The 15,966-nt window shown below is 62.1% G+C and carries 17 protein-coding genes; all 17 read left to right on the top strand.

The window, feature by feature from the left end:
• The first annotated feature begins 5 nt into the window (after nt 1-5).
• The 17 genes from OJ996_RS16190 to OJ996_RS16110 all read left to right on the top strand — a co-directional run bounded on the left by OJ996_RS16190 (nt 6) and on the right by OJ996_RS16110 (nt 15,921).
• Complete coding sequence (locus tag OJ996_RS16190; RefSeq protein WP_264514667.1) at nt 6-1,280, top strand: type IV pilus twitching motility protein PilT; 1,275 nt, start codon at nt 6-8, stop codon at nt 1,278-1,280.
• Between the two features lie 67 nt (nt 1,281-1,347).
• Nucleotides 1,348-1,773 (top strand): hypothetical protein, encoded by a 426-nt coding sequence (locus OJ996_RS16185; protein ID WP_264514666.1) that lies wholly within the window; start codon nt 1,348-1,350, stop codon nt 1,771-1,773.
• Nucleotides 1,774-1,926: 153 nt separating this feature from the next.
• Nucleotides 1,927-3,714 carry a hypothetical protein gene (locus OJ996_RS16180; RefSeq protein ID WP_264514665.1) on the top strand — a complete coding sequence of 596 codons (1,788 nt, stop codon included), beginning with the start codon at nt 1,927-1,929 and terminating at the stop codon, nt 3,712-3,714.
• Nucleotides 3,715-3,742: 28 nt separating this feature from the next.
• The gene (locus OJ996_RS16175; protein WP_264514664.1) at nt 3,743-4,276 is read left to right on the top strand and encodes a hypothetical protein; all 534 of its coding nucleotides are present in this window, start codon (nt 3,743-3,745) and stop codon (nt 4,274-4,276) included.
• Entirely contained in the window at nt 4,273-4,986 is a 714-nt protein-coding gene (locus OJ996_RS16170; RefSeq protein WP_264514663.1) for a hypothetical protein, read from the top strand. The genes OJ996_RS16175 and OJ996_RS16170 overlap by 4 nt, the downstream gene beginning before the upstream one ends.
• 47 nt (nt 4,987-5,033) lie before the next feature.
• The gene (locus OJ996_RS16165; protein WP_264514662.1) at nt 5,034-6,857 is read left to right on the top strand and encodes a type II secretion system protein GspD; all 1,824 of its coding nucleotides are present in this window, start codon (nt 5,034-5,036) and stop codon (nt 6,855-6,857) included.
• 65 nt (nt 6,858-6,922) lie between these two features.
• Entirely contained in the window at nt 6,923-7,498 is a 576-nt protein-coding gene (locus tag OJ996_RS16160; protein ID WP_264514661.1) for a hypothetical protein, read from the top strand.
• Entirely contained in the window at nt 7,495-9,189 is a 1,695-nt protein-coding gene (locus OJ996_RS16155; protein ID WP_264514660.1) for a GspE/PulE family protein, read from the top strand. Before OJ996_RS16160 ends, OJ996_RS16155 begins: the two co-directional genes overlap by 4 nt.
• Nucleotides 9,182-10,321: a type II secretion system F family protein gene (locus OJ996_RS16150; protein WP_264514659.1), complete on the top strand. Its 1,140-nt coding sequence runs from the start codon at nt 9,182-9,184 to the stop codon at nt 10,319-10,321. The genes OJ996_RS16155 and OJ996_RS16150 overlap by 8 nt, the downstream gene beginning before the upstream one ends.
• A gap of 24 nt (nt 10,322-10,345) precedes the next feature.
• Nucleotides 10,346-10,756 carry a hypothetical protein gene (locus OJ996_RS16145; RefSeq protein WP_264514658.1) on the top strand — a complete coding sequence of 137 codons (411 nt, stop codon included), beginning with the start codon at nt 10,346-10,348 and terminating at the stop codon, nt 10,754-10,756.
• A 62-nt stretch (nt 10,757-10,818) separates the two neighbouring features.
• Entirely contained in the window at nt 10,819-11,241 is a 423-nt protein-coding gene (locus OJ996_RS16140; RefSeq protein WP_264514657.1) for a type II secretion system protein, read from the top strand.
• Nucleotides 11,238-11,729, top strand: a complete 492-nt coding sequence (locus tag OJ996_RS16135; protein ID WP_264514656.1) for a hypothetical protein — start codon at nt 11,238-11,240, stop codon at nt 11,727-11,729. Before OJ996_RS16140 ends, OJ996_RS16135 begins: the two co-directional genes overlap by 4 nt.
• A 4-nt stretch (nt 11,730-11,733) precedes the next feature.
• Nucleotides 11,734-12,516 carry a hypothetical protein gene (locus OJ996_RS16130; protein WP_264514655.1) on the top strand — a complete coding sequence of 261 codons (783 nt, stop codon included), beginning with the start codon at nt 11,734-11,736 and terminating at the stop codon, nt 12,514-12,516.
• Complete coding sequence (locus OJ996_RS16125; RefSeq protein ID WP_264514654.1) at nt 12,513-13,250, top strand: hypothetical protein; 738 nt, start codon at nt 12,513-12,515, stop codon at nt 13,248-13,250. The genes OJ996_RS16130 and OJ996_RS16125 overlap by 4 nt, the downstream gene beginning before the upstream one ends.
• On the top strand, nt 13,247-13,756 hold the full coding sequence (locus OJ996_RS16120) for a hypothetical protein (RefSeq protein WP_264514653.1): 510 nt from the start codon (nt 13,247-13,249) through the stop codon (nt 13,754-13,756). The genes OJ996_RS16125 and OJ996_RS16120 overlap by 4 nt, the downstream gene beginning before the upstream one ends.
• A gap of 44 nt (nt 13,757-13,800) precedes the next feature.
• Nucleotides 13,801-14,727 (top strand): alpha/beta hydrolase, encoded by a 927-nt coding sequence (locus OJ996_RS16115; RefSeq protein ID WP_264514652.1) that lies wholly within the window; start codon nt 13,801-13,803, stop codon nt 14,725-14,727.
• A 171-nt stretch (nt 14,728-14,898) separates the two neighbouring features.
• A complete protein-coding gene (locus OJ996_RS16110; protein WP_264514651.1) occupies nt 14,899-15,921 on the top strand; it encodes an MBL fold metallo-hydrolase in 1,023 nt (340 codons plus the stop codon).
• Nucleotides 15,922-15,966: the final 45 nt, after the last annotated feature.

Raw genomic sequence — 15,966 nt, 5'->3', positions numbered from 1 at the left:
CCCGCATGTTCACCGCCGTACATGAACCGCCGCCGCTGCCCGTCAGGAATTCTCCTGTCGCGCTGCCGCGATTCGCGCCGGGGATGGACGGGGCCACGCTGCTGGGCATCATCTTCCGCACCTGCAAGGAGCTGCGCGTTTCGGACATTCAGATGCGCACCGAGCGGCCAGTGTATATCCACACCAACAAGGGCGTGGAGAAACTCGACTTCCTGGGACTGCTGAACGGGTTCCACATGGACGAGATCCTGAAGACACTGATCTCGAACAAGGAAAGCGCGAGCCACGGCTTCGGAGAGAAGGACAGCGTGGAAGAGCGCGTGGAAGACAAGATCGCCAATGCGATCCGTGATTTTGCCGAGAGAAAAGTGGCCGACTTCTCTTGCGATGGCATCCCGATGGGCGAGAATGGAGAGCGCTCCGGCCGCCTGCGTATTCAAGCTCACCTGAGTTCGTCCGGCCTAGGGGTGACCTGCCGTATCCTGAATGACTACATTCCGGAGCTGGAGAGCCTCGGTATCGACGCCGATACCAACTATGTGCTCCGCCAAGCGGTACAAAAGCGCGCCGGCCTCTGCCTGGTGACCGGTCCAACCGGCTCCGGCAAATCGACCACTCTCGCCGCCTTGATCGACTGGCTGCGCCGCAACCACGGCAAGCACATCGTGACGGTGGAGGACCCGATCGAATATCAATATCCCGACGACATGGATGACCCGGAGTATCCGGGACGCCGCATCCCCTGCCCCAGCGTGGTGACGCAGCAGGAAGTCGGCCGGGACGTCCACTCCTACCGCCAGGGCCTGAAGGATGTGCTGCGTAAAGCGCCGCACGTCATCCTCTTGGGGGAAATCCGCGACCGCGAGGCCATGGAAACATGCATGGAAGCGGCACAAACCGGCCACTTGGTACTCTCCACGCTACACACCACCGGTGCGGTCAAGACCATCGGTCGTATCCTGGAACTCTACCCGAAGGAGAACCACTCCGCGGTGCTTTCCCGCCTTTCCGAGATTTTGATCTTCATCCACTCGCAAGGCCTCCTCAACGGGGTCCAGAAGCGGGTCCTGACCTACGAATTCCTGCAGAACAACGACGACGCTGTCGCCTCCGCCATCACAAACTACGACGGAGGTGCCAGATCACTCGAAGACGTAATACGCAGGGCCGGAAATATCGAGTGGGATGCAAACCTGCGCAGGCTGATGCGCCAGGGGCTGATCACCGAAACCACTTTCGAGAACGCACGAATGAACCGGGACGATACTGAAATCCTGTAAACACCCAGACGTGCGATCTCCTGCCAAAGACAAGACAAAGACACACCCAAAGATACACACACCAAACATGAAACTGACTCGTACCTCCAAGCGCGCAAGCGGCATGACCCTCCTCGAACTGACCGTGGTCATCCTCGTTCTGCTTTCGCTCATCTCGATCCTCTTCGTCGGCGCCCGCGCTTGGAAGAAGGGTTCGGACCGCTCGGCCAACATCATGAACATCCGCAATGCCCAGCAGGCGGTTCGTGGCCACGCCAACATGCGTAACCTGCCGGAAACGACGGGCGCCTGCGGCGAGAACGAAATCTACGGCCCGCTTGATGACGGTGTCGGCGGTTACCTCCGCAAGCCTAACCCGCCGGCGGCTGAAATCACCGCCTACGCCGGTGGTGCCAACGTGCCGCCAGTGGGCACCCTCTGGCTCGGCGTGACCTACACCGGCACCGGTGAAACCGACTACGCTCCGGCCACCGGTTCCTACTCCGACTGGTAATCGTCTGAAGCTGCCTATTCCACCCGGGCCTCGCGGTTGCGAGTGGAATGAACCAGCCATTGTCTCCCGTCCGCTCCGGCGGGCGGGAGACCCCTTCCCCCAATTCTCCCCAACTCCCCCCAATGCTGTTCCCACCTTCACCCACCTACACCCTTGGTCGCCTACCAACATCCCTCGGGGCTGAATCCTCTCCAGAGGTTCCGCCAAGCCGGCGCGATCCTGCGCGGCACCAGCCGTGCGGCTAATACCGCGTGGTATCAGAACGCGCTCGAGCTGGATTTCCAGCTTCACGTCCGCGTGGACGGCAGCCGGATCGATTCCTGGCTCTACAACCGCCGCGCGAACACTTGGGCCGCCGGACCAGTGCCGGACGAGGCCTGCGCCACCGATCTCACCTTGGTTTCCGCTTTCGCGAACCAAGTTCTGGCCACCGCCAAGGCCTCCAATGCTTCCTCGATCGCCGTCGTGCTGCATGTAGCCGACGAATTCGCGACCTCCGAGTTGAAGCCCGAGCTGGACAATCCGGGAGCTCTTTCCGAATTGCGTGCCCAGATCGAAACCGATCCCAAGGGAGTTCTCGACGATGCTTCTGTCAGCGAGGCCGAGAATTCCTGGCGTTTGATCCCCTACCCTGCCGCCGGCAGCGAGGCGATCGCCACGACCCTCTGCATCAGCCATCGCTGGTCTCCTTTCCTCGATGGACTGCGCCGCATCGGCGAGGAAAACAATTTCCCGATCGTGACCCGGGCGGTGAGCTCACCGCTGATCTGCCTGCTGGCTCTGCCGGACCTGAAGACCGACGCCGTGACACGGCCGATCATCGCGATCCTGCCCTATCCGCGCTTCACGCTGCTCGCCTTCTTCAACGAGCACGGCGACCTGCGCTTGCTGCGCACCCTTCAACACCGGGGCCAGCGCCGTCCGACAAACTTGCGGCACGCGACTTCCACAACCGCCGCGGCCCTTGAACTCGCGGACCCGGAGATCTTCCTGTTCAATATCGGCGAAGGCGCCGATCCGCAACTGGCAGCGGATGTCCAGGTCGTGTTCCCGGCCACCTCGATCCGCGAGATCGATTGGAGCGGCACGCGCTATCAAGCGGGGAGTAACAGCGTAAGCTTCCCCGAGCCCTTGGTAACTGCCGGACTGACCACGGCTGCGGAAACGCCGATTGCGAACGCTCATACCTTCAGCGATTTCCGCACGGAGGGGTGGGCAACGCAGGATTTCCTGCCGATGGCGCACGAGGCGGCCGAACTATATCCCAACCGTGGGGAGATGAAGCTCCTGCGCATGGCGAGGTATGCCAGGCTGGGCTTCGGCGCAGCCGCGTTACTTTCGCTGGGTTGGCTTGTTGTCGGGATGGTCGGAATGATCCGTCAGCCGGAGTGGGCCTTCAATGCCGAGAGCGCGCAGGTAGGCAAGCAACGGCTCGCGATGGTATCCGCCGAGCGGACCCGCATCGATCACTGGGACAACCTGTTGGCCGACCGCTCGAAGGCATGGGCTTCCATGGAACTTCTGGGCATTCTCTTCCCGGAGAATGGCGGTTTCCTCGCCAAAACCTTCAATCACTCGGTGCGGACGGAAAACACACCGGGCCAAGTCATGGCGGGCTTCGTGAAGGAATGGAAAATCACCGGCCTTGCCCGCGAGGAGGCATTGGAACGCCTCTCGGTGCTGAATACACGAGACGGGATCTCGGCGGTCTTCAACCAAGTGGCAGACGCCACCGGCAACGAGGCCTTTCGCACCACCATCGGCAACCGTACGCTGGTGGTGAATGTCCGCACGCTTGAGAACTCCGGCTTCAAGCAAGCCCCATTGGAAGAGGCGTCCATCCTCGACGACAGCACCTATCCCTTTTCCTTCGATCTCACCATCACACAGCGCTTCGAATCCTCGGATCCGATGGCGCTGAAAGCCTCGGCGGCCCCCTGACACGGCCAAGCCACAATTCCATCTTACCATGTTTTACCGACAATCGATCGTCATCTTCGGCATTGTAGTGCCTGCCGCGATCTGCGCGATCATCGTGGGCGGGGGCTTCTTCCTGAAGTCGAAGGCGACCGCTTCCTTCCAGCAGAAGCTGTCGCTGTACAAATCCTCCGAGCAGAATCGCATCGGCTCGCAGGGCATCGAAAAGGACATCAGCAAGAAGCGCGAGCACGTCGAACGCTGGACCGCACAACTTGAGCGTGAGACCGCAAACTCGATCACCTCTTGCCTGAAGGAGATCGCCGATCGCCTGCCTTCCAAGGAATTCCAACAAACCGCGGTGGAGTATCTATCCGGCGAGGGAACCATAGGCACGGTCACGGCCCAGAAGTCCTCCCAAGTGAAGCTCGCCTTCCGTGGTACCTATCGCTCGGTACAGCGAGCTTTCCTGGAACTGGAAACGCTGATGCCGCAACTGCAACTGCAGGAACTCAAGATCGACCCGAGCGTGTCGTCCTCGTCGACGATGAACTTCGCTGTAACCTACACCTCTTGGGAAAAATGAAGACGCTACCCCTGATCCAATCGCTCGTGGTGGTATCGCTGTCTTTCGCGGCGATTCCAGCCTCTGCCCAATCCGCAGAAGGATTCGACACCACCGGCCTGGCTCCCACCAACGGCGCGCCAGCCGCCGCACCTGCGCCCCCGAAGAAGGAGGAAACGAGTCCAGAAGCAGAAGCGGTGCTGAAGCTTCCTTCGCGCTATGCGGGGGCAGGCACCAATCTGGCCGCTTACATCAGCGCCTACTCCGGCAGGTTCTCGATCAAGGACCGGAAGACCGATCCCTTCGGCCGTTTCCAAGATCCCGACTTCAAGGCGCCCGAGCCGAAGATCGTTTCTTCCTCGGCGCGACCCAGCTACAAGCCGACACCACCGACACCTTTCGTGGACATCGTGTCCGCCATCGAGGTGAACACGGTGGATCTCGCGAAGCAGCGCTTCCTGGTGAGCACGCGCGAGTTCCGCAAGGGCAGCGTGTTCCCTGTCCAGCTTCCGAACGGTAAGACGATCAAGGTCCAGGTGCTGTCCGTCACCTCGACCGCCATCGGCTTCCGCAATCTGGAAACGGGGGAAACCGCCAGCCGCAAGCTGGAGATGCTACCCGCCGGGATGAGCAAGGGCGGCCAGCCGCTCACGGCTCCCGGCATGCAATCCACCCGACAGGATGCACCCCTGCTCGTCCAACCCGGTCCGCCGCCACTCTCGTCCAACTGAGGGGTAAAAACCCGTCCTCCTGCTGTCCCACAACACCCGCACACACCATGAAGCCTGCAATCGCCGTCGCCACGCTGCTGGCCTTGCCCGTATCCTTCGTTTCCGCCCAGGACGGCTTGCCGCCCGCAGATCTGGCGCAAGCGAATGAACCCGCCGTGCCGGACCTGCCGCCGCCGGCACCGGCCCCTCCAGCACCCGCGCCCGCCGCGGACCTGCCGAACCTGCCTGCTGCTCCACCGCCGCCGCCACCGGGTGCGGATCCGGTCGAGCCGGTCACCCCGCCGCCTGCTCCTGCTGCCGATCCGAACGCCGTGCCGGCGGATCCAAATGCCGGGGGCGCCGCAGGCCAGGAGATCCAAGAGTCCGAAGAGGGCTACCTGATCAAGGACGCGCCGATCAACGATATCTTCCAGTTCCTCGCCAAGCAGGCTGGCCGCCAGTATTTCCATAACGCCAAGCTGATCTCGCCGGAGTACCGGGTGACGGGTCACCTGAATGACGGCAATCCGCTCAACCAGATGGAAGAGCTGGCCTTCATGTACGGCCTCACGCTCTACACCAAGGGCAACACCATCTACGCCCTGAGCCAAGCCCAGTTGGGTCAGCTGCCGAGCGCCGAGTACAACTATCAACTCCGCTACCTCCGCCCCACCGACATTGAGCCGATCAAAGCCTTGATCCAGCCGATGCTGACGCCGGGCACGGGGCTTGTGAACTTCGAGCCGAAGACCAGTACGATCGTGATCGTGGACACGGCCCACCGTATCGAGCAGGCGAAGCGTCTTTTGGAAGGCATCGACCGTCCGAAAGGTCAGATCGTGGTGGAAACCAAGATTCTGCGTGTAAACAGCACGGCCGCGGAGCGGGTTGGCATTAACTGGTCCTCCTCGCTGGGGGAAACTGGTACGGCCGTCAATCTTACCCGAAGCTTGAACAGCGTCTTCGGCATCGACAATGCCGTCGAAACGCTTGGCACCGGCGGAGGTGGAGGCACCGTCATGACCGATGACACCGTCGGGCAGAACTTGGTACTGTCCCCCATTCAACTCACCGGTGTGATGAGAGCGCTCGCCGAAGGCAACTTCGCTACCCAGATCTCGAACCCCACGATGATCACCGAGGACAACGAGCAAGGCACGATCTCGATCATTGACCGTATTCCGATCATCACCGCGACGGTGACCCAGTCCAATGGTGTGAGCAACGTCACGGAAGAAGTGCGCTACAAGGTCGGCACCGACGACAAGTCGATCTCCGAGGATCCGGAGAAGCACCGCGAAATCGGCATCTCGCTGGTGGTGACCCCGACCCTGCTGCCTGACGGTACGGTACGCATGCGCCTGCGCCCGCGCTCCGCCCAGATCGTGGAGCAGATCACCGGTCAGTCCGGCAACGTGTATCCCCGCGTTTCGGAATCGATGATCGAATCCCTTTCCCGCGTGCCGGACGGCCACTCGCTGGTAGTCGGCGGCTTCTACGGCGAGGTCGAGAACAAGAACAACACCAAGGTGCCGCTGCTCGGTGACGTGCCGGTGATCAACTTCTTCTTCAAGAGTAAGGAGACGGTGAAGGAAAACTCCAGCTTGGTCTTCATCGTGACGCCGACCTCCTATGATCCCGCCAGCACTTCGGGCACCCGCAGGGTCTCCAGCAAGGTGCACAACGGGACCATGCTGACGCAGGATCACGACTGGGTGGATCCCGAGTGCAACCCGGGCCCTGCCCACGAGCCGAACCTGAAGCGCGGCGTGCGCGACCTGCGTCCAACGCAGGCTCCATACTACCCCACGGCGGCGGAACTTCAGCAACAGCCTGCCGCCAAGCCTGCCGCGACCAGCAAGTCGCGCTTCGGCAAGGGCGGACGGAAGTAAAACAATCGAGAGAAGGGCGGAGGCGAAAGTCTCCGCCCCCAACCGTCTCCCCCAGACACGGAGCCATGTCATCCCCCGTACAAGCCATGCACGAACACCCGGTCCGCAAACCCGGTGACATCGGCGATCTCCTGCGGATCTGCCTGGATCAGACGATCCAAGCGATCCAAGCCACGGGAATCGCCACCGACACCGACATCGCGAGGACGCGGGTCGCCTACGAGCGATCCGTAGCCAAGGACGAGCCCCAGGACGTGCTGGAACTGCTGGCCCGCGTGCAAGGCGCGGAGGAAGAACACGTGGGCTCGGAAGTGGCCCGGATCACCCACGCGGTTTCCTCGGTGATCCACCCTTCCCCGCCGCTGATCCCCTTCGCCGGCAAACTGATTGCTCCCTCCGCATTCTACGAATCCTTCGACCACATTCACAAGGTCGCCCGCGCCCTCCTCGCTCCCGTTCTCTACGCTGAAGACACCGATTCGATCGGCACGGGAGCGCTGAACCCGGTGGCCGCCCGCATCATGGCGGATGAAATCCTAGGCACCGTGGACCGCCGTTTCGGCATCAAGCCTTTCGTCACCTCCGTCCGCATGGACTACGAGAGCTGGGCATTCCTCACCCGCAAACACTTCGCGCTGTGATCGACTACGACAGCATGTCCTTCAACGAGCTGATCAGCGGGCAGATCATGCGGGCACTGGCGATCCATGATCCCCAGTTCTCCGAGCTCACCCACGATCAGGTGCCGAACCGCGTGACGCGCTACTGCTTCATGGGCGCGGTGGCGAAGATCAACGGCCTGCCCTTTTTCCCGAAGGTGGCGGAGTTCTGCGACGGCTCCCTTCACACTTATTGCGACCCGACGGTATTGACCCGCGGTCTTTTCAGCCCCCTGTGCGTGACGGGTGACAAGCTTGTGGTCGCCGTCTCCAACCCTTGGAACCCGCTACCCGACGAGTATCTGGCGCCGCGCTTCCCGGATCTGGAGATCGTCAAAATCGTGACACTCGCCTCCGAGATCGCACGCGCGATCGAATCGGTGGCGACCAGTTCCGGCCCGAGCAAATCGGAACTTGAAGCCATCGACGTCGAAGACCTCGACGAGGGGCATCGCGACTTCGACGTGACGACCGACTACACCGAACCGATGGCACAGCTGGTCGCCACGGTGATGGCCGACGCGGTGAAGATGCGTGCCTCGGACATCCACTTCAAGGTGGAGAAGGAATCCTTCTACTATGCCTACCGTGTCGACGGCGACATCGGCCAGAAGGTTGAGATCCCGATGAAGCTGAAGGACCGCTTGGATGCCTTCATGCTGAACCTGATGAAGCTGCCGACGGAGATCCGTGCGACGGCTCCGGGTATCTCGGGACGCTTCACGATCTCTTACTTCCACCGTCCGATCGACATCCGCTACGAGCGGCATCGTACTTACCGCGGCTACCACATCACGATGCGTTTGCTCGACAAGAGCAACATCAACGTGACGCTAGGCAAGGGCACGCTGGCTTTCGACGAGGAGACGCTTTTCGAGCTAGGCAAGGTGATGAAGGTGCCTGCCGGCATCATCGTCATGTCCGGTCCGACGGGTTCGGGCAAATCGACCACGCTGAACGCGATCCTGCGCGAGTTGAACCGGCCGGACGTGAACATCCTCACTCTGGAGAACCCGGTGGAAGACGAAGTCCCGGGAATTACCCATTGCGACTTGAAGAGCCCGAAGGAGTTCAAGCCGATGATCGCATCCTTCATGCGCTCCGACCCGGACATCATCCTGATGGGTGAGGTCCGCGACCTGGAGTCCGCGGAGCTCGCGATCGAAGCGGCGGTGACGGGTCACAAGGTTCTGACGACGATTCACACCCCGCGTGCCTCGCAGATCATCGAGCGTTTCGAGCAGCTCGGCATCGAGCGATGGAAGATCGCCCAGACCCTCAAGGCAGCCTGCGCCCAGCGTCTGGTGAAGATCCTCTGCCCCTACTGCAAGGAGCCCAAACAGGGCATCTCCGACCACGACCGCCGGACCTTCAATCTGGACGACTCGTGGGCGACGATCCCCGTCTTCCAAGCGAAGCCGGGCGGCTGCTCGGAGTGCCGCAATTCCGGCTACAGCGGTCGTACCGCCATCCTCGAAATCATCCCAATCACCCCGAAGACCTCGGACATGCTCTCGAAAGGAGAGATTTCGCCCTACGATCTGGAACTGAAGATCCAGGAAGAGGGCAAGCTGCCCAACTTGCGTCGCAGCGGCCTGCGCCTTCTCCGCGAAGGCAAGACCGATATCGACGCCGTGTCCAAGGTCATCGACATGACATACACCGATGAGTAGCGCCGCCGCCACCGCCACTTCTGCCAAACCCGGGGCCGGAGGAAAGCCCGCCCAGGCTTCCTTCAGCTTCCTCAAGGCCGACAAGGTCAAGGAGTTCAACAAGAAGACGCTGATCGGACTTTTCCGGGGTCTGGCCTCGATGCTGCGTGCCCAGATCAACACGGCGGACGCGCTGAAATACTATGCCCAGGGCCTCCACGACAAGACGATGGCCGACACGCTCAACAAGGTGCGTGAGGAAATCAGCTCCGGCGTGAGCGTGCACGAAGCTTTCCGCCGGACCGGCCGTTTCAGCGACATGGTCGTGGGTTTGATCCAGGCGGGTAGCGATGCCGGCCAGCTCAACGAGGCCTTCAAGTCACTCGCCACGCGCTTCACCAGCGAGCTCCACTTCAACAAGGCGATCCGCAAGGCGACGCTGATGCCATCGGTGATCATTTCGGTGCTGATCTGTGCCTTCATCGTTTCCCAAGTGAAGATCGTGCCTCAGGTCGAGGATATGCTTTCGGGCGTGGGTGCGAAGCCGGACGGCATGACGGCGATCTCCTTCAAAGTCTCGCACATGACCCAGGCGATCTGGCCTGTCGTGGTGCTGACGATCATAGGCGTCGCGACGGTGATCTGGCGTTCCGACAAGGTGCGCAACCTGATCCTTGGCATCGCGATGTCGAAGTGGCGGTTGCTGCGCAACCTGATCATGAGCCTGCGCCAGATGACTTTCCTCGCGACGATCAAGCTGCTGCATGCGAACGGCATCAACCTGGCAAAATCGATCCGCGTCTCCGCGAACAGCGTGAAGGGCACGCCCTTCTACAACGAACTGCGGGAAGCGGCGGACAAATACGAGCACTCGGGCGTGCCGCTCTCGACCGCCTTCGCGAAGTATACCTCGGTGGATTCGCAGGTGGTGCACATGCTCTCGATCGGCGAAAAGTCCGCCTCGCTGGACAACCAGTTGGACATGCTTTCCCAGATGTATGAGGAGGACGCGGAGAACTACATGGCCGCCTTCACCGCCTCGATCGGCTTCATCGTGCTGCTGCTTGCGGTCGCGCTGATTGCGGCGGTCTTCATCGGCACTTTCCTGCCAATCTTCCTCATGGGTCCGAAGATGATGAACAGCGGAATCTGAAGCCGCTCACCCTACCTCGTCGCCATGCAACTTACCCGACTCGACCGCTACCTGCGCGAACGCTTCGTCTACGAAACGCACGTGTATACCCTGCGGCTGCCGGAATCGATCCCTGCCGGAGCGATTGCCGAAGAGCTGCCGGATAGCCCGGGCCGCAAGTTCCGCCACCGCTTTATCCTCCGCAATGACAAGGCGGTGGGAGCGCTCATCGAAAGCCTGCGAAACGGCAACCAGATGTTTACCACCCGCGTGGTCGACCGGGAGGCATGGTATGTGCCTATTCTTGCTCCCCAGGGCAAATCGGTGACTTGGTGGCTGATTTGGGCCGCGGCCTCCGGTCTCGGCATCTTCGGGCTGGTTCGCGTGGCCCAAGCGGCATGGGCGAATGAAGAACTCCGGCGGAACGTCGCGGAAGCTCTCCAACTATTCAAATAGGCGGAATCCTTTAGATTTCCGTCTTTTCAAGAGTCCCTGAACATCTTAACTTCTTTCGTCCCATGAAGTCTTCCTCCACATCCACCACGCGGTGCGGCGGTTTCACGCTGATCGAGATGTCCATCGTGATCTGCATCCTGATCGCGTTGATGGGAGTGGGGATGAGCGTCTCCGGCTCCGCGAGGACATGGAAGAACGGCCGTGCGGGCTCCGAGACACTGCGTTCGGTCTACTCCGCGCAGAGAGCGTATCTGGCGGACCATCCGACGGCGACCGTGGCCAGCCTCACCCAAGCTCTCCTCCTGCCCTATTTGCCAAGTGGACCTGCCGCCTTCCCGACCTCGACCTCGAACGAGAACACGGTGCTACATGCCCGGGTAAATGTTTCCCCCCCTTATCTGACTGCCACCGCAGGTGGCACATCAGGCGCACGCTACGATCCCTCCGGTAGCAACACGGATTCGCTCTGGGACGTCGGGGAATGAAGTATCGCCGCACCACCATCGTCGCCCTGCTCAGTGCCGCTCTGGCTTTCGCCGGCGCAGCGCTTGGCGCGGAATTCAGCGTGATGGGGGACTACGTGATCCACCGCCAGGTGAAGATCACGGGTACCGGAAAGGTACTGGAAATCCCGATGAAACCCCTGCCGCTGCGGGTGGAGACGGACGGTGTGACCGTGCGGATCTCGACCTCGGCAGAGAACGACAACTGGTCGACTTTCACGATTTATCGTTCGGACGGCATCGGTCGCCAGACTACCGCCGGAGGCCCGCTTGAGGTGGTTCCCGGGGTGCAGGCCACCAGCGATACCGGCGGGGTGCACAAGCACCTGCGACTCACGCAGGACACACTGACTCTCACCGTTTTCCCCGGAGTCTCCGATCAGACCGTCATCACTCATGCCCGACTCGCTCCCCCCGCCACCAACAAGCAACCCGCGGCAGATGCCCGGGCCGAGCAAGCCGATCCTTGATCTCATGCGACCACTTCCGACATCCACACAGGTCACGCCGGTAGCGCCGAAGACGGTGCCGCTGGTCACAGGACCCCAAACCCTGGAGCTGGGACCGCTGAGCAGCCACACCACGCCGGCCCCGAACCGCCGCACCCCTGCCGCAGCGACCCAGCGGGCCTACCCCTGGCTGCTCGTCACGAGCACCGCGCTCTCTGCCATTTTTTTCGGCCTGTATCTGACCAAACCGGTCATCGCGGCCAGCGTGTCTCCAGCCGCCAGTGAGATGGCCATGGATCCGGCTCCGCCACCGCTGCCCGGACCGGCGCAGAAGCCCCAGGACCCATTGTTGCCGAGCGGCAATGCTTTGCCTGGAGACAAGGCTTCCAAGCCCCAATCCACCGATCCACGGCGCCTCGGCTCTGCGGCCACCGGTTCCGCAGCCGCCTATGAGGAGACCAATCTCCGGGTCCAACACGTCCTGAATGCCCGCGGGCCGAATGGCGAGGATCTGGGCAAGGTCACTCTGGAGGTGCCGGTGCTCTATGGGAGCCGCACCATGCGCTGGACGCCGGAGGGAGTCGCCCGGGCCCGCGCGCTGCTGGTGAAAATCGGGGACTATCAGGAGAAATCCCGCGCCCTGCGAGAGGAAGGAAGCTTGCTCTTGGAACAGTGGAACACGCTGGTGGGTGACTCCATCCCGGCGGGTGCGCTGCGCGCGGATAGCCCATCCCTAATCCGGGATGCCCTTTTGACCCCGGCCGAGGGGCTGGACAGCTCCGAAGCGATCGAAATCCAGAACCGATGAAAGCCTTACGCCCGCTGCTCGCCTGCGCGGTGCTCGCCGCGCCCGCCTACGCCCAGAATCTCGCTCCGGAAAATTCGGAACGCGACCCGCTGCTCTCCGCTCTCGAGGAGATTACCGACGAGGAAGGACCTTCCGTAACGGTTGATATCCGCTCGACGGCGGAGTCACACGTTCCGGACGAGGAGAAGAAGCCGGTCGAGGTAAAAGGAGAACTTCAGGAAGATGAAACCCCCGCCCCGGAGGAAGCGCCACCCGCACCACCGGAACCGGAAGGGGTGACCGTTTCGGTAGAACCCGGCAGCAGCGGAAGCGGATCCGTGGACGCGAAGTCGGTCAAATTGCTGGCCCCCTTCCCTGCCAAGCCCTTGGCCGCGCCGCCGACCGGATGGCGCTTGGAGCATCCGAAGGATCTGCCCGCCTTCACCCGCGAGGTGCCGCTGTCCAACGGGACGCGTATCCAACTCTCGATCCGCCCCCATTTGCTGGTGCCGGACGCGGATGGTGCCCAAGTCATTTCCGTGAGCGAGCCGGGCTTCGAGCCTGACAAGCGATACGCTCAAACTGCGACCACGGCGGCCGTGCTCGCCACCTCCCTGGAGCGCCTCGACGATGACTCGCGCAAAATGGGAGAAGCCATCGACCGTCTGGAGCAACTCCTCGGATCTCTTCCCGCCCCTGTCGCACCTCCCGTTGCCACTCCCGTGGCGCCGACTCCCAACAAGAAACAGCGATGAAATCCAGCTTCGTTCCGATCGCCTGCGGAACCGCCCTCGCCCTGATGGCCGGGGCCGCCGGATCCCATTGGCTCTCCGTCCGCAACATGGTCGCCTTCGCGCGGCTCATGCCGCAAGCACCTGCTCCCGCGACACTCCCGAAAGCTCCCGCTATCCAGCCGCTGCCGGATGATGGCTTGGCCCAGGAAGCGAAGACACTTCTGGCTGAAGCGCGCCGCGAACAGCCGGCCCCGGCCGTGAAGCCGAATGCCGGCGCCCTCGCTAGCCGTGCCTCAGCCGGCGGAGGAGCAGGCACCGAGGAGCGCTTGCTCCGACTCTTCGAGGACATGCTCCAGCAGAATCAGGAACTGCGCGACCGGGTGGCGGACACGAACCGTGACATGATGGAACTGCGCTTCCAGGTGGACAGCTATCATGGCCAATTCCGCCCGCTGAAGGTGGAAGAAGAGCCAACCTACTTTGACGACGGGAGCGGCGGGGTTCTGCCTCCCTTGGAAGCTCCGTAAGGAGTCGATGGAAGTTTCCCGGAAGTCGCGTATGATTCCGCCGATTGAGCACTGAGTCATCGAGATACGATCGACCCAAGCGTCGCGGATGGCGGCGCTGGCTGCGGATTGGCAGCATCGCCGTCTTCACCTCGATCCTCGCGTCGTGTGCGGCGGTCTCCCTGATCGCGACCGATGCGATCTTGCACCCGCGTCGGAAAGGCGTGGGAGCCCAAGTCCCGGAAGGGATGCAGGCGCGGACCTTCGTGATGCCGGACCGAGCCGAGATCCGGACCTGGGAAGCGCGACCGCAGGAACGCCCGAAGGCGGCGGTTTTCGTGCTCCACGGGATCTCTGACTCGAAGGCGACCCAAGCGAACACGCTGAAACATCTTTCAAGGAGCGGTCTACTTGCCATCGCGCCGGACCTGCGCGCTCATGGCGACAGCAGCGGGGCGAATGCGACTTACGGATATCTGGAGAAGGACGATCTATCCCGGCTGAGACGGGCGGTGGAAAACGAGTTTCCGGGCCTAGAGATTGGCCTGTGGGGCACCTCGTATGGTGGGGCGGTGGCGCTGCAGGCGCTGGGATCCGATCCGGACTTCGACTTCGCGATCATCGAGAACACCTTCGCGGACCTGCGGGATATTTCCCGACAGCAGGTGGCGAATCACACCAGCCTGCCGCTGACCGGGCTGGGGCCTTACTTCATCGACAAGGCCGGGAAGAAGGCGGGCTTCGACCCAGGACAGATCTCTCCCGAGCGCTCGGCGGAGAAGATCGGGGTGCCGGTGCTGCACCTGCACGGAGATGCTGACGAAATCATCCCCATCGCACACGGGCGGCGTATCGCCAGCCATGCGAAGAGCGGGAACTATCGCTTCATCCCGATCAAAGGAGGAACTCATTTCCAGATCCAAGCGGGCGACGCCTCGACCTACCGGCGGGAGGTGGATGCCTTCTTGAAGAAGGTTGCCGAGGGCGATTGAAGATGGCTCCAATTCGGGATTGTCCGGTCAAGACCGGTCGAATCACGATGCGGGTCAGAGCCGATGTTCTCCTTCATAGACCGACCCGCACCCAAAAGATATGCCTTTCCCCGCTGGACGGCGATGGGAGCATGCGGGGCCCTGCTCACCGCTATCGTTTTGAGCACCTGCATGAGCGGACCGCGGATGCCCGCCGTGGATGGCGCGGTGATCGAGATCCGTCGCTCGGATCATTCCATCGCTGCCGGGGAGAAGGGTTATCAGGATACCCTGCAGCTCTACTGGTTCGGGTCCGGATGCCACCTGATCCGCCTCGGTGAGCTGAGCGTGCTCACCGATCCCTTCGTGACCAATGGTCCGGCGTTGACGGATTTCCAGTCCGATCCGAAGCGGGTGAGCGAGACCTTTGGACGGATCGCGCCACCGCAAGCGGTGCTGATCAATCACTGCCATTTCGATCACTTTCTGGATGCACATGCTGCACTGGCCCAAGATTCATGGCAGCGGGCCAAAGTGCCTCTCTACGGTGGCGAGAGCTGTCGCAACCTGATCGCAGGCTGGGGCGAGCCCGAAGTCACCGATCGCTGCCACAAGCTGGATAAAGAAGGCGGCCCGATCACGGTGCAGAAGTTGCCGCCCGGATGTCGCTTGGAGATGCGAGCCTATCAGGGGACCCACGGACCGCACCTGAAGTGCGGTTACACCGCCTTCGATGGAAGTGTGACGGAAGAACTCACGGAGCCGCCGGATTCGGTGGACGACTTTAAAACGGGCGAGGCCCTGAACTACTGGGTCAAGCTGACAAAAGGCAGTAGAAGCTTCACGGTCTTCTACCTCGGCGCGATCGGCGACTTGCAGGCCATTCCCGAGCGCTTCCCGGATGGTAAGCCACTGGATGTCCTGCTGCTCTGCGCGCCCGGGGCGAACAAAGTGAGCGGCTTCAACTACCCGGAAGACGTCCTGAAGCGCCTCCGTCCAAGGCATGTGGTGCTGAGCCACTTCAATACCTTCCTGAGGGAAGATCCCGACGAACAGCTCTCGGTAGGGCGCGCGGACCTGATCCGCCTGAACGAGATCTCGCGGAAGATCCAACAGACAGGCCTGAGCTATCCGGGCTTCGAGAAGCTCCACATCCCCGCCATCACGCGGGTGGCGGAGGGAGGACGGGCGCGAAACGTGGTGCTGCTGAAATGAAGGAGGCGGTGACGCGCGAACGCCACCGCCTGAAAGCTGGAACCC

The sequence above is a fragment of the Luteolibacter rhizosphaerae genome (assembly GCF_025950095.1).
GTDB classification, from domain to species: Bacteria; Verrucomicrobiota; Verrucomicrobiia; order Verrucomicrobiales; family Akkermansiaceae; genus Haloferula; species Haloferula rhizosphaerae.
Note: the sequence above shows the minus strand (reverse complement) of the source record. Positions and strands in the feature narration are given on the sequence as shown.

Bases quoted from the DNA above. Each gene is read 5' to 3' on its own strand.
- OJ996_RS16160 (WP_264514661.1), top strand. From the start codon at position 6,923: ATGTCATCCCCCGTACAAGCCATGCACGAACACCCGGTCCGCAAACCC.
- OJ996_RS16170 (WP_264514663.1), top strand. From the start codon at position 4,273: ATGAAGACGCTACCCCTGATCCAATCGCTCGTGGTGGTATCGCTGTCT.
- OJ996_RS16145 (WP_264514658.1), top strand. From the start codon at position 10,346: ATGCAACTTACCCGACTCGACCGCTACCTGCGCGAACGCTTCGTCTAC.
- OJ996_RS16135 (WP_264514656.1), top strand. From the start codon at position 11,238: ATGAAGTATCGCCGCACCACCATCGTCGCCCTGCTCAGTGCCGCTCTG.
- OJ996_RS16175 (WP_264514664.1), top strand. From the start codon at position 3,743: ATGTTTTACCGACAATCGATCGTCATCTTCGGCATTGTAGTGCCTGCC.
- OJ996_RS16120 (WP_264514653.1), top strand. From the start codon at position 13,247: ATGAAATCCAGCTTCGTTCCGATCGCCTGCGGAACCGCCCTCGCCCTG.
- OJ996_RS16130 (WP_264514655.1), top strand. From the start codon at position 11,734: ATGCGACCACTTCCGACATCCACACAGGTCACGCCGGTAGCGCCGAAG.
- OJ996_RS16185 (WP_264514666.1), top strand. From the start codon at position 1,348: ATGAAACTGACTCGTACCTCCAAGCGCGCAAGCGGCATGACCCTCCTC.
- OJ996_RS16150 (WP_264514659.1), top strand. From the start codon at position 9,182: ATGAGTAGCGCCGCCGCCACCGCCACTTCTGCCAAACCCGGGGCCGGA.
- OJ996_RS16190 (WP_264514667.1), top strand. From the start codon at position 6: ATGTTCACCGCCGTACATGAACCGCCGCCGCTGCCCGTCAGGAATTCT.
- OJ996_RS16125 (WP_264514654.1), top strand. From the start codon at position 12,513: ATGAAAGCCTTACGCCCGCTGCTCGCCTGCGCGGTGCTCGCCGCGCCC.
- OJ996_RS16165 (WP_264514662.1), top strand. From the start codon at position 5,034: ATGAAGCCTGCAATCGCCGTCGCCACGCTGCTGGCCTTGCCCGTATCC.
- OJ996_RS16140 (WP_264514657.1), top strand. From the start codon at position 10,819: ATGAAGTCTTCCTCCACATCCACCACGCGGTGCGGCGGTTTCACGCTG.
- OJ996_RS16110 (WP_264514651.1), top strand. From the start codon at position 14,899: ATGAGCGGACCGCGGATGCCCGCCGTGGATGGCGCGGTGATCGAGATC.